Origin of the sequence: Neisseria sp. S1, assembly GCF_048060015.1 — a bacterium.
Taxonomy (GTDB): domain Bacteria; phylum Pseudomonadota; class Gammaproteobacteria; order Burkholderiales; family Neisseriaceae; genus Neisseria; species Neisseria arctica.
In genome coordinates, this window is the sequence record NZ_JBLUPI010000005.1 from 1 (window position 1) to 13,646 (window position 13,646).

Annotated in this window: 10 protein-coding genes and 1 pseudogene; 3 read left to right on the forward strand and 8 right to left on the reverse strand. The window is 49.0% G+C overall.

Translation table 11 applies throughout. From position 1 onward, the window contains the following. Window positions 1–88 (reverse strand): annotated as a pseudogene (locus ACEPPX_RS04800) (IS1595 family transposase); the annotation flags it as partial. 42 nt (window positions 89–130) lie between these two features. Then, window positions 131–502, reverse strand: coding sequence for a rhodanese-like domain-containing protein (locus tag ACEPPX_RS04805; protein ID WP_416623151.1), 372 nt, complete (start codon window positions 500–502; stop codon window positions 131–133). 206 nt (window positions 503–708) lie between these two features. Here ACEPPX_RS04805 and ACEPPX_RS04810 point away from each other — a divergent pair, with 206 nt between their 5' ends. Then, entirely contained in the window at window positions 709–2,937 is a 2,229-nt protein-coding gene (locus ACEPPX_RS04810; RefSeq protein ID WP_416623258.1) for a DNA internalization-related competence protein ComEC/Rec2, read from the forward strand. A 106-nt stretch (window positions 2,938–3,043) separates the two neighbouring features. On the opposite strand, the gene ACEPPX_RS04815 is transcribed toward ACEPPX_RS04810, so the two are convergent. Continuing rightward, on the reverse strand, window positions 3,044–5,104 hold the full coding sequence (locus ACEPPX_RS04815) for a LysM peptidoglycan-binding domain-containing protein (protein ID WP_416623152.1): 2,061 nt from the start codon (window positions 5,102–5,104) through the stop codon (window positions 3,044–3,046). 194 nt (window positions 5,105–5,298) lie between these two features. Here ACEPPX_RS04815 and ACEPPX_RS04820 point away from each other — a divergent pair, with 194 nt between their 5' ends. Next, the gene (locus ACEPPX_RS04820; RefSeq protein ID WP_416623259.1) at window positions 5,299–5,997 is read left to right on the forward strand and encodes a class I SAM-dependent methyltransferase; all 699 of its coding nucleotides are present in this window, start codon (window positions 5,299–5,301) and stop codon (window positions 5,995–5,997) included. Between the two features lie 78 nt (window positions 5,998–6,075). Next, window positions 6,076–6,759: an SIR2 family NAD-dependent protein deacylase gene (locus ACEPPX_RS04825; protein WP_416623260.1), complete on the forward strand. Its 684-nt coding sequence runs from the start codon at window positions 6,076–6,078 to the stop codon at window positions 6,757–6,759. A 105-nt stretch (window positions 6,760–6,864) separates the two neighbouring features. On the opposite strand, the gene ACEPPX_RS04830 is transcribed toward ACEPPX_RS04825, so the two are convergent. The 5 genes from ACEPPX_RS04830 to ACEPPX_RS04850 form a co-directional block, all read right to left on the reverse strand. Continuing rightward, window positions 6,865–10,539 (reverse strand): nitrate reductase subunit alpha, encoded by a 3,675-nt coding sequence (locus ACEPPX_RS04830; RefSeq protein ID WP_416623153.1) that lies wholly within the window; start codon window positions 10,537–10,539, stop codon window positions 6,865–6,867. A gap of 424 nt (window positions 10,540–10,963) precedes the next feature. Beyond that, window positions 10,964–11,086: a hypothetical protein gene (locus ACEPPX_RS04835; RefSeq protein ID WP_416623154.1), complete on the reverse strand. Its 123-nt coding sequence runs from the start codon at window positions 11,084–11,086 to the stop codon at window positions 10,964–10,966. Between the two features lie 67 nt (window positions 11,087–11,153). Next, entirely contained in the window at window positions 11,154–11,954 is an 801-nt protein-coding gene (locus ACEPPX_RS04840) for a glycosyltransferase family 2 protein (RefSeq protein WP_416623155.1), read from the reverse strand. Between the two features lie 215 nt (window positions 11,955–12,169). Next, on the reverse strand, window positions 12,170–13,078 hold the full coding sequence (gene rbsK, locus ACEPPX_RS04845) for a ribokinase (protein WP_416623156.1): 909 nt from the start codon (window positions 13,076–13,078) through the stop codon (window positions 12,170–12,172). 222 nt (window positions 13,079–13,300) lie between these two features. Continuing rightward, window positions 13,301–13,636, reverse strand: coding sequence for a GNAT family N-acetyltransferase (locus tag ACEPPX_RS04850; protein ID WP_416623157.1), 336 nt, complete (start codon window positions 13,634–13,636; stop codon window positions 13,301–13,303). Window positions 13,637–13,646: the final 10 nt, after the last annotated feature.

The window sequence follows — 13,646 nt, forward strand, 5'->3', positions numbered from 1 at the left end:
CAGCAGAACGGGCGGTTACCTCAAGTACAAAAAATTCAAGCAACTTTTTTTGTACTTTTTTAGATAGTTTACAGTATGTTATCTTCATTTTTAAAGGGTAACATAACTGCCAATCTAATACAGCCCCATTTTAATTTTTCGAAGACGGATAATTGCCCGATCCAAGTAAATCCGTATAACCGCCGTGATTGGTTATGCGGGTATAGCCGAGTTGCCGGAGTATTTTGCGAGCCGTTTCGGCACGGCGACCACTGCGGCAATACAGATTGATTGGCATATCTTTATTTATGCTGACAGTAGCGATTTGTGTACCAATATGCTCAACCGGAATATTTATGGCACTTTGCAGATGGCCTTTATCAAATTCTTGCGGCGTCCGTACGTCAATCCAAATACCGTCAGTGCTTTTGAGTTCGGATGCCGAGGTTGTGTGAGGCATGGCGGCAGTTGTTAGAGCTACCATTATTGCCGTAATCAGTATGCCGGGCTGTTTTGAAACCATCAATCCGCCGAAATAAATAGTTTGATTGGGCGGATTATACCCTTTTCAGACGGTATTGGATGCCGGTACGACAGTATTTAATCAATTATTACGGATAAATGATTGGTTTTGCCTATGGCTTACAATTCATTTATGTATATGTAATATTACAAATAGATAAAATATGATGTAGGATACTATTAATGTAAATATTAATTTAAGGGGTGCTGGTGTTCGGCAAAATATTACCCTTTTGGGTAACCGGTGTAGTGGTTTCATTTGCTTTGCCAACGGCTGAGGCATGGTTGATATTGGTTATGGTGTTACTGCTATTCGCAATGGTTTGGCAATTTCCTAAGTTATTGCTACCGTTGTTTTTTGTATCGGGTATAGCGTACGGGGTATGGAGAACCCAGAACAGTTTGTCCGCACAGTGGCCTTTGGAGGCGCAGCAGGTACGATTATCCGTTACAGTAACCGATTTGCCTCAGAAGGATGAAAACAGGGTACGTTTGCGGGTGGAGGCAATAGATGAAAAAGGCCGCAGCTACCGTTTGCAATTGTCTGATTATCAGTTGAGGGATTGGCCGGTCGGTAGCCGTTGGCTGATTAATGCAAGAGTCCGGCCGCCAATAGGAGAGGTAAATACGCTAGGGTTTAATCGTGAAGCGTGGGCATTGGCAAACCGTATCAACGGCATAGGAACAGTAGGCAAGTGGCGGGAAAGCTTGGGACAAAGTGCAAGTATACCCATACAAAAACTTCGTGAAACCATTAGTTTGAATTGGCAAGGCGACAGCCATTCGATGGTGTTTTCAGACGGCAGGGCGCTGATGCGGGCTTTGGGTATCGGAGAACAAGGGGCATTAAGTATTAGGCTCTGGCAGGTATTCAGGCCGCTGGGGTTAAACCATCTGGTCAGTATTTCGGGCTTGCATGTGGGTATGGTGGCGTTTTGGGCGGGTTGGCTGTTAAAAAAGTTACTATACATTTTGCCTTATACGCCTGCCAGACCTAAAGCATGGATACTCGCTGCCGGAGTGTCTACGGGTTTGGCATACGCAGCTTTGGCGGGATTCTCTATTCCTACCCAACGTAGTATATTGATGTTGTTCGCTTTTGCATGGGCGTGGTGGCGGGGTAGCGGCTGTTCGGTGTGGCAGGGCTGGTGGCAGGCTTTGGCAATGGTTTTGCTGATTGAACCTTCGGCTGTATTAGATAACGGTTTTTGGCTCTCTTTCGGTTTGGTAGCTGCCTTACTGTGGATATCGTTCGGGCGCAACCGTAAATATATTTCCGGTTGGCGGTTGGCTGTGGATGGCCAATTGGCTGTGACTGTATTATCAGTAATTGTTTTAGGCGTTTTGTTTTCTTCTGTGCCTATTATCAGCCCCTTGGTGAATGCTGTGGCAATTCCTTGGTTTTCATGGATTTTGGTGCCTTTGGCCTTGTTGGCTTCTTTGTTACCTTGGCCGCCGTTGCAATGGCTGGCGGCTGCGGCAGGCGAGTATACCCTGCAGGTATTGGCAAAGCTCGCTGAATATGCGCCTGAATATACGATTGCTGCCGCTCCGTGGCCCTTAGCCGTATTGGCTGTTATAGCGGCAGGATTGGTATTGTTGCCGCGCGGATTGGGGCTGAAACCTTTTGCTTTGATCGTATTGTTAGGTTTCCTCGTTTATAAGCCGCCCATGTTGGAGAAAGAGCATCTGAAAGCGACCGTATGGGATGTCGGGCAAGGCTTATCCGTATTGCTGCAAACCCGTAATCATAGCTTGTTGTTTGATACGGGTACGGAAGCAGCAGCCAATATGGCAGTAGTGCCAAGCTTGAATGCGGCGGGGGTAAAGCGTTTGGATGGATTGGTATTGTCTCATCATGATGTGGATCATGATGGTGGTTTTACGATATTGGCTAAAGCTAAACAACCTGATGTTGTTTGGGCGGGACAGCCCGAATTTTATCCGAATGCCCGACATTGCGAGGAACAAGCTTGGCAATGGGACGGAGTACGGTTTGAATTCTTGAGAGCGGCGGCGATGTCCGGTAAGGAGCATGATAACGACCAAAGCTGTATTTTGCGTGTGTTGGTTGGTCATCAAGCATTGTTGCTGACGGGAGATTTAAGTCAGGCAGGTGAGCAGGCATTGGTAAATCATTATGGAAAAAGCTTGTATAGCCAAGTTTTATTATTGGGGCATCACGGTAGTAACTCATCATCTTCGGGTACGTTTCTGAATGTTGTTTCTCCTGTTTATGCAGTGGCTTCAAGTGGTTATGCCAATCCTTACCAACATCCTAGCAAGGCTGTCCGCAATAGGGTTAGGGCACATGACGCCCGTCTGTTGCGTACAGATCTATCGGGTGGTTTATGGTTTGAGCTGGATAATGAGGGTATCAGGCAAGGCCGTCTGAAGACTTGGAAACCTTATTGGCAGAAAAAGCCTTTTGAATAATAGACAAAAAGCCGTCTGAAAATTTTCAGACGGCTTTTAAAAATTTATTTGTATAAGTAAAAACGAATATTGCAATACTTGGCTTTCAAGTTATTACCGTAATTTTTTAGCTGCCTATGAGTGTTAAACGTTGACCAGGAGTGATGGTGCGGGTATTTCGATTCCAACGGCGGATATCGTTTACATCCACATTGAAGCGGTTGGCGATGGTATTTAATGTATCACCTTTGCGTACAGTGTAGGAAACATTACGTACGGCAGCGTTGCGCTGAGCTACTGCCGTTACTTTTAATGTTTGGCCCACACGGATATTGTTACCTTTGATATTATTGGCAGTAACTAAGTCGGCAACGCTTAAGTTGTATCGTTGGGAAATACTGTATAGGGTATCACCCGCTGCCACTTGATGGGTACCTGTGTTCTGGGGTTGACTGTTGGCTCGGGCTAAGCGTGCTTCGGTACGCTGTTGTTGTTTGGCTCGAGCTTCTGCAAGTTGTGCGGCGCGGGCACGTTCGGCTGCTTCCCGCGCTTCTACTTCCGCAACGGCATTACGTACGGCATCGGCTGCATTAACACGCATACTTGAGGCTTGGGCTAAAGCCAATAGTGGATCTTCTTGTTCCGACAAGGTAAATGTTTCGGGTGCTGCCGAAGCTAAGTTGTCAGCAGCAGGTTCGTTCAGCGGTTGTTGGGTAGGCAACGGCAAAGGTTCATTTAATGCGACTGCTGTTGTAGTGTTGGTATTGTTTACGTTGACGGCTGATTGAGAAGTGGAAACACGCTCGGGCATGGCAGAGGCAGTAGTAGTTGTGCTGCTATTAATTTGTACCGGAGGAGCTGCTGCTATGGTTACCGGAGCTGCTGTTCGTCGGGTAAAGTCGGCTTGTGCCGGTTGTTGTGATGCTACCGCTATATTTTGAACAACCGGACGGGGAGTAGCCGCAACGGTTTGGATGGCAGGCACATCCGAAATATAAGTATCCGGCGTATTATCGGTATCTAAACCGGCAAAATTCGTATAGGCTTTATTTGCACCGTTGTTCAAGCTGTTTTTGGCAACCAGGATGCTTCGGCCCGAGCTAATGCTGTTTCCGCTCATGCTATTTAGGCGTTTGATATCAGCGACACTCATACCGGTTTCCGCTGCGATGCTTGAAAGGCTGGTATTGCCGTAAGCAGTGTATACATCCCATGAAAGCAGAGTATCGGGATTGGCTTTACGCAGGTTTTTCTCAAAATTTCCGGCTGCTTTTACAGGCAATAAGAGTTTTCGGTTGGCTTTAGGTACGAATACGGGAACATTAAAGCCGGGATTAAGTGCTAAAAATTCGCTTTCGCTGATTCCTGCTAAGCGTGCAATAGCAGCATTGTCAATGGGTTGGTCAATGCTGACGGCTTTGAAGTGGGGTTTGTTGTCGATATCGCTGAGATTAAGGCCGAAGCCTTCAGGGTTGCTGACTAAATTGCGAACAGCCAAAAGTTTCGGTACATAATTACGCGTTTCGTTGGGCATGCGCAGATTTTCGTAAGTCGGCTCTAACCCTTGGGCACGGGCACGGTTAACGGCGCGGCCTACATTGCCTTCTCCCCAGTTGTAAGCGGCCAGAGCCAATGACCAATCACCAAAAAGCCCGTGCAGGTATTGGAGATAGGTGAGGGCGGCATCGGTTGCTGCATAAACATCGTGCCGGCCATCGTAAAGTGCAGTACGTTCCAAGCCGTAATGGCGGCCGGTAGCAGGCATAAACTGCCATAAGCCCGAAGCACCGACGTGGGAACGGGCTTTGGTAACGAATGCGCTTTCAATAAAGGGAAGTAATGCGATTTCAGACGGCATATTGCGTTTTTTTACTTCATTTGCAATATGGTACATATAAGGTTTGCTTCGGTTGATTGTGCGGTCGAAATAAGCACTATTTCTGACAAAGCTGTTTTCATGACGGCGTACTAATTCGGGATTGACCTCTGCCATTCTGAAGTCTTTGCGCAACGCGTTCCAAAGGCTGCCTCCGGCAAATTGGGTTGTGTTGCCGGTTTCAAGAAGTGAGGCGTTTAGGCGCATCATCGCCATACCGGTTTGATTGGGCGTGGCTGCTTGGCCAAGTGACGCCATAGAGAAGGCTGAGATACCGGTAACTGCGAAAGCGATTGTTTTTAGTTTAGCCATAGTCTTGAATTTATTTAGCTTGTAAGTCAATCTTGGAATGGTAACTGTTCGGGCTTTATGCCGTCAAGCTTTGGTAATGTTAAATTTTTTTCTTGATAATATAGCAACTTGTTGTTTATGCTGAAAGGCTTCGGCTGTCTTAACTAGGTTTAGAGAACCGCAGGCCGGTATTGGTAACGGATATACGGATGATGATGAACGGATTATCGGTTTGGTTGGCAGATACGCAGTTAGGGCGTTATAGCGTAAAAAAAGAAGAAGCTTTTTATGAGCGTGCGTTGGATAGCGTATATGGCGGTGTGCAGGTGCAGCTGGGGTTGCCGGATTGGCGTTTGTGGCCGGGAAAAGAAGTATTGTATGTCGGACGTGATATATATATGAAATCCGAGGCAGCCGCTTTGGCCTGCCGGAGCGTAGATGTTTTGTTGATGCCGCATGTGTTGGAGAATTGTTCGGATCCTTCCCGGGCTTTGGCTGAAGCCTACCGCATATTGAAGCCTGAGGGTATGTTGGTGCTAACCGGGTTTAACCCGAATTCTTTATGGCGCTTCAGCCGTCTGTTTGATGGTAAGCGGTTACCGCAAAGAAGCAAATGTTTGCCTTTGCCCGTGTTGAAAAAGAAGGTGCGGGCGGTAGGTTTTTCGATTCAAAGCGGTAGTTTTATGGTTTATGTGCCTCCTTTTGAAAACAAAAGGTTGCTGGGTATCTGCCGATTTATGGAGGCGGCGGGCGACCGCTGGTGGCCGCATGGCGCAGCGGTTTACGGACTGGTTTTGGTGAAGCGTGTAGCCGGAGTCAAACCTTTACCCGAATATGAGTATAAAGCAGGTGTAAAAGGGGAAATGGCTTTAGGGTTGGCTAATGTTTCGTTGCCTGTAAAAATTTCCGAATGAGCGTTACCAAATAAAATTTTTGCTTCCTTGTACTTTTATGAGGGAGATAGGTGCGGATACTGGGTAGCGGAGGATATGATGAAAAAATGTGTAGTCTTAAGCGGAGCAGGGATAAGTGCGGATAGTGGTTTGAAAACGTTTCGTGATGCGGGTGGTTTGTGGGAAGGGCACCGTGTAGAAGACGTGGCAACACCTGAGGCTTTTGCTAAAAATCCGCAATTGGTATTGGATTTTTATAACCAGCGCCGCCGGCAAGCGGCGGAGGCCTTGCCTAACGAAGGCCATTATGCACTTGTAGCCTTGGAAGAATATTTTGATGTTCGGATTATTACCCAAAATGTTGATGATTTACATGAGCGCGCAGGTAACAGTAATGTGCTGCATTTACACGGGGAGCTGAATAAAATCCGCAGTACGCGTGATGAACACGATATTGTGGTATGGCAAGGGGATCAGTCCTTGGAAGATACGGATGCTGAAGGTTGTTTGATGCGCCCGCATATTGTTTGGTTTGGCGAGGAAGTGCCTATGTTTGAAAAAGCATTGGAAGAGGTGGCCGGTGCGGATATTCTGATTGTAGTAGGTACCTCTTTGCAAGTTTATCCGGCTGCATCATTACTGCAATATGCTCCGCCCCATGCGGATATTTATTTAGTGGATCCGAACCCGAAACAGGTAGGTGCGAGGGTGGAAATTATTGCTAAAACGGCTAAAGAAGGATTGCCGTCTTTGGTAGATTATCTTGTAAAACAGAGAATTTGATCTGTTTTTAAATTATAAGATTGGGAAATTATTTGATTGTTTTATTGGATCTAAAAAGCCGTCTGAAAATATTTTCAGACGGCTTTTTAGTAGCGTATGCACGGTTTATTTGGCAGGAGTATCCATCCAGTCCACACGGTTCATTTTACGGACGACTACCCATTCGTCGCGATTGGAACCCACCGTTCCGTAGTAGTTGAAACCGTAGGCCAATTGGGCGTAGCCGCCGATCATATGGGTAGGCTTCAATACGGCGCGGGTAACCGAATTATGGATACCGCCGCGTTTGCCGGATACTTCGGCACCGGGTACGTTGACGATTTTTTCTTGTGCGTGATACATCAGAATCATCGTCTCCGGTATGCGCTGGCTGACCACGGCACGGGCAGTGATGGTGCCGTTGGCATTAAATATTTCTACCCAGTCGTTATCAGCAATCCCCGCTTTTTGGGCATCGGCTTCGCTAATCCAAACGTTGGGGCCGCCGCGGAATAGGGTCAGCATCCGCAGGTTGTCGGAGTAGGTGCTGTGTATACCCCATTTTTGGTGCGGGGTGAGGAAGTTCAGCGTGATTTCAGGATTGCCGTTTTGGTGTTTGCCGAGCATTTTTTCCACGGTTTTGAAATTGACGGCCGGGCGGTATACGCACAAACTTTCGCCGAACGAACGCATCCACAAATGGTCTTGGTAGAATTGTTGGCGGCCGGTGAGGGTGCGCCACGGAATCAGCTCGTGTACGTTTGTGTAGCCTGCATTGTAGCTGACTTCCTCACTTTCGATGCCCGACCAGATGGGCGAGGAAATAATTTTACGCGGTTGGGCAACGACATCACGGAAGCGGATTTGGGTGTGTTCCGAAGATTCGGCAAGATGGCGGTGTTCGCGTCCGGTTGCTTTACCCAGTGCGTCCCATGCTTTCACGGCAACGTGGCCGTTGGTTTCGGGTGCGAGGGTCAGAATCATCTCGGCGGCATCGATGGCGGTATCGAGTTTGGGTTGTCCTTTGCCGACACCTTCTTCGCGTACGCCGTTAAGTTTGCGCAGCAGTTCGACTTCATGACCGGTTTGCCAAGCCAAGCCTTTGCCATTGTTGTTTACTTTTTCAAGCAATGGGCCGATAGAGGTGAATTTTTCGTAAATCTTACCGTAATCGCGCTCCACTACCGTCATATTCGGCATGGTTTTGCCGGGAATCGGATCGCATTCGCCGTGTTTCCAGTCTTTCGGATCAAAAGGCTGCCCCATTTCTTGAGGGCTGTCGTGCATCAGCGGGGTCAGTACGATATCTTTGCGTACGCCGATGTAATCTTGGGCGATTTCGCTGAATTTTTTGGCGATGCCTTTATAAATTTCCCAGTCGGTTTTGCTTTCCCATAACGGGTTGACCGCTTCGGTTAACGGATGGATGAAGGGGTGCATATCGGATGTATTCAAATCGTCTTTTTCATACCAAGTTGCGGTAGGTAAAACGATATCGCCGTAGAGACAGGTAGTTGACATACGGAAATCCAATACTGTCAACAAATCAAGTTTGCCTTCGGCGGCCGGACGCACGGTAATTTCAGACGGCGTGATGCAGTCGGCTTCCTCGCTGAACACGGCGTTTTGCGTGCCAAGCAGGTATTTCAGGAAATACTCGTGGCCTTTGGACGATGAACCGAGCAGGTTTGAACGCCATACAAACAGGTTGCGCGGGAAATTTTGCGGATTGTCGGGGTCGTTACAGGCCATGTCGAGGCTGCCTGATTTAAGACCGTTAACGACATATTCGACAGGATTTTCTCCGGCGGCCGCGGCTTGGTCGGCGATGTCGAGCGGGTTGGCCGACAGCTGGGGTGCCGAAGGCAGCCAGCCCATGCGTTCGGCTTTGGCGTTGTAATCTATCATCGACAGTTTGGCCATTTCGCCGTTGGCATTGGGGGCGAGGATTTCATCTACGCCGACTTTTTCATGACGCCATTGGCTGGTGTGGGCATAGAAGAACGAAGTACCGTTCATTTGGCGCGGAGGACGGTGCCAGTCGAGGCCGAAGGCCAGCGGAGCCCAGCCGCTTTGCGGGCGTAGTTTTTCCTGACCGACATAATGGCACCAGCCGCCGCCCGATTTGCCGATGGCACCGCAAAGCATCAGCATATTGATGATGCCGCGGTAAGTCATATCCATGTGGTACCAGTGGTTGAGGCCGGCGCCGACGATTACCATGCTGCGGCCTTCGGTATCGTGGGCATTTTGGGCAAACTCGCGCGCTACTTTGATGACCAGCTCCGGTTGTACGCCGGTATGGATTTGTTGCCATGCAGGGGTATAAGGTTTGAGTTCGTCGTAAGAAGCGGCACAATTTTCATCGTTTAAGCCGCGCTCGATACCGTAGTTAGCGGCCATCAGGTCAAATACGGTAGCTGCGAGTACGGTTTCGCCGTTATCCAAAGTGATGCGTTTGGCGGGTACTTTACGGTAAAGCAATTCGTCTTTTTCAGAGGCGAAATAGGCAAAGCCCACTTTTACGACATCGTCGCTTTGGTTTTGCAGGCTCAATGCGGCGTGAAGTTCTTCGCCTGATGCTAGGGTTTCCAAGTTCCACTTACGGCTGCCGTCCCAACGGAAACCGATAGAGCCGTTAGGTGCTTTAAGGCTGTTTTGCCGTTCGTCCCAAACCAAGGTTTTCCATTCGGTGTTGTCGGTTTCGCCGAGTGAGCCGTCAATGTCTGAAGCCCGCAGGAAATATTCGGGTACATAACCGTTGCCGTTTTCTTTCAGGCGAACGAGCATCGGCATATCGGTATAGCGGCGGATATAGTCGGTGAAGTAGGGCGAGGGATTTTCAATGTGGAATTCTTTCATAATCACATGACCCATCGCCATCGCCAAGGCGGCATCGGTACCTTGTTTGGGAGCCAGCCAGATGTCGCCGAATTTGGCCATTTCGCCGAAGTCGGACGATACGGCAACGGTTTTGGTGCCTTTGTAGCGTACTTCGGTATAGAAGTGGGCGTCGGGTGTGCGCGTCATCGGTACGTTCGAACCCCATACCATCAGATAGTTGGAGTTGTACCAGTCGGCCGATTCGGCTACGTCGGTTTGTTCGCCCCAGATTTGCGGGCTGGCAGGCGGAAGGTCGCAATACCAGTCGTAGAAGGAAAGCGGCACACCACCCAGCAGGCTGAGGTAGCGCGAACCGGATGCATAGCTCACCATCGACATGGCAGGAATGGGGGAGAAACCGATAACGCGGTCCGGGCCGTAGTTTTTTACGGTATAGGCGTTGGCGGCGGCAATGATTTCGTTAGCCTCTTCCCAGCCGGCACGGACGAATCCGCCCAAGCCGCGGCGGGTTTTATAGGCTTTGGCACGGGTTTCATCTTCAACGATATAAGCCCATGCTTCGGTAGGTGACATGGTTTTACGGGCTTTACGCCACATTTCGGCCAATACGCCGCGTATCATCGGGAATTTCACCCGTTGGGCGGAATATACATACCAACTGTATGATGCGCCGCGCGGGCAGCCGCGCGGTTCGTGGTTGGGTAAGTCGGGGCGTGTACGCGGATAATCGGTGGCTTGTACTTCCCAAGTGATCAGGCCGTTTTTCACGTAGATTTTCCAGCTGCAAGAGCCGGTACAGTTCACGCCGTGGGTGGAGCGTACTTCTTTATCGTGCGCCCAGCGGTTGCGGTAGGCGTTTTCCCACTTGCGGTCTTCGAGCGTAACCGCGCCGTGGCCGTTGGCAAAGGTTTCGTGTGCTTTGCCGAGGAATTTTAGTCTGTCTAAAAAGTGGCTCATGGAAGTATTCCTTGCTGATGCGCTCTTAAACGGCTGTGCCGTCTGAAAGCTGTTCTCAAATCAAAACCGATTTCTATGCCGTGTAATATAAAATAGCGGGGTGGTAAAAAATATGCCCCGAAAGGGCGTGTAGGTGCGGCATTGGCATAGGGTGGGTACTGCCGTAAAGATTAGGCGTCCTACTACTTTCGGCTTAATGATCGGAGAAGGCACTCATGCCGCCTGAAAACAAATGTGCCTAACTAAGCAAGCGTAATGACGGCGGCTGGATTTTTTTGGAAATTTGTTATTTGGAGTATATGGTTAAGTGAAATGCCGTCTGAAAAATTTCAGACGGCATCTTTTAAATATGGAGGTAACCGGTAAGATTTATAGGTTTAGATGTGTTTTTATTTTCCTGTTATGGCTCTTGGATTACCGTTTTTCAGACGGCCTTTGTTTGTTCGGGTAAGTAAAAATCACCGCTGCCTACTTTGATCACTTCACCCTCGACAGTAATCCGGTTTTCCCCGTCTACCCGGAGCGACAAACGGTTGGGGCGGCTCATATGGTCCTTGAAAAATAGTACGGCAGATGGGAGTCCGTTGGAAAAACGCATAATTTCGAAGGCGTGATCAGCCGCGCGAAGGGAACAACGGCATAATACCGGTTTGTTGCGGCAAGCTGTTGCGGATACTGTTTAGGCGGCTGCAGATACGTTGGGTAACCGCTTCGGCCGCTGCCAAATCGTCATTTGTGATCTCGCTATGGCTGCGGTTGAATAATGCGGTATCAAGCAAACGCTCGGCGTGCATGCCCTTACGGCAATAGTGTAAAACTCCCGGTTCGTTTTCACCAAATAAAGTGCCGACTACACTGCTGCGGGTTAATGCGATACCCAATGCGGCGTCTTCTCCGCCGAAACGTTTGAATATGTCGTCTTGGGGAAAACCGCCACAGGCCAAAAGGGCATTCTTACGGAAAACGGTGTTGCCGCCTACGGTCATTTCCAGCCGCTGCCATGCGGAAGGCAAACCGCAATGTTTACGATAGCGTTCCGGCAAGCCGACAGGTTTGAGTTTCAAACGAACCAAGCTGAGTTCGGCATATTGGGTAAGGGCGATAAGCGCAGCTTCGAGCGCACCGGCTTCATAGACATCGTCGGCATCAAGAAAAGCAAGATAGTCGGCATCGCTTTGCAACATGCCCCAGTTGCGCGCACGGGATACGCCGCCGTTGTCGGGGAGGAAAGAAGGCTTGATACGAGGATGGGCGGAGGCCAATTGGCGGATAATATCGCGGCTGGTGTCGGTAGAGGCATCGTCTATCAGCCAAACATAACGGACTTGTGCTTGAGCTAAGGCGCTTTCGGCGGCACGGGTTATGGTAGAGGCAGCGTTATAACAGGGAATAATGACATCGAGAAATGTGTTCATTGCAATATTATCCGCGGGATGATAGGTATGGGTAATGTTGTAATATTTTTTGTATTTTTATACTTTTTATGCGGACTAAGGAAGTAATTTTATCGATGCTTAGAGTCATTTAAGTAATTAATTTTTATCTGTTATTAAAATGCCGTCTGAAAATTATTCAGACGGCATTATGTTGGGTGTTTCATTCTTAAAAACAGAATGAAAAACTCTGAGTTTTATTGTGATTGCTTGGCTAAAAAGTCGTTCAATTCGACTGCTGTCGGCATACCGCTTTGGGCTCCTGCTTTGGTAACGGAGAGTGCGGCGGCGGCGCAGGCATATTTCACTGCTTTGGCCAAACCGTGTTGCCAAAATACCGCCAGTGCGCCGTTAAATGTATCGCCCGCACCGGTAGTGTCAACAGGAGTAACGCAGTAGGTCGCTTGGCTGCGGATTTCACGGTTTTCATCCACATACATAGCGCCTTCGCTGCCGCGTGTCATGATAACGGGGCAAGGTGTTTGGCTGATTAATGCTTCTGCAGCGGTATTTTCAGGTAGACCGAGGCTGATTGCGAGTTCGTAGGCATTGGGCGTTAGCGCGGTGACCAGTTGTAGCAATTCTTGCGGCAGTTTTTGTGCGGGCGCGGGATTGAGGATAAAGGGTTTGCCGTGCTTGGCCGCAAGTTTGGCGGTGGCAAGCACGCAGTCGGCGGGTATTTCCAATTGGCTCATCACAACATCGGCAGCGGCGATACGGTGTTCATTGGCTTCGATATCGGCCGGTGTCAGGCAAAAGTTAGCACCGGAGATAACGATGATATGGTTGTCGTTTTCTGCAACTGTAATGTTGGCCAGACCGCTGGGTTGTCCGGTAACGGTTTTAACACCTTCGGTATTAACGCCTTCTTTACGCAGGTTGGCCAAAAGCTCTTGGCCGAAACTGTCGTCGCCGACAGCACCGATCAGATCGACTTGAGCACCTAAACGGGCAGCCGCTACGGCCTGATTGGCACCTTTGCCGCCCATAAATTGATTGAAGCCCTCACCCAGTAGCGTTTCTCCTGCCGTTGGAAATCGGGAGGAGCGGGTAACGAGATCCATATTGATGCTGCCGACAACAGCGATTTTGCAAGATGTAGTCATTGTTTGTTCCGTGTTGAGATTAGAATCGGAGTTTTATTGCGGAGAGCCGCTGATTGTTAGTAATCAATTTGCTAACCCATTATGCTCTTTGCGATGGTAGCGGAGAATATAAAATATTATGCCGTCTGAAAAAATTCTTATCAGGCGGAAACCGAATATCTGCATATTTAAAATCGGATTTCCGTCTTGTTTTTCAGACGGCATTAAGTAATGTTGCTTCCGTTATCGGCCTAAGCGGGCAATTACCTGTTCGGCATAGTCGCAGCTGGCACTGATGCCGACTCCAAGTTTGTCGGCCTCTTTAATGACGCTGCTTACCAAAAAATGCGCTAAACCTTGACCGCGGTATTGGGGGGCTATGCGTGTTTCGGTGATATTCCAACTGTTACCGATCAGTCGGTATTCAAGGTAGCCGATTTCTTCACCGTCTTCTTTGGAGAGAGTAAAACGGTTGTTGTCCGGATGATGCTGGATATTGTTCATCGCAAACGCTCCTTCTTCGGGTTGAAATACGGTTGTTCGTTTGTTACCGGATACAGTATAGGCCGTCTGAAACAATCGGGCAATT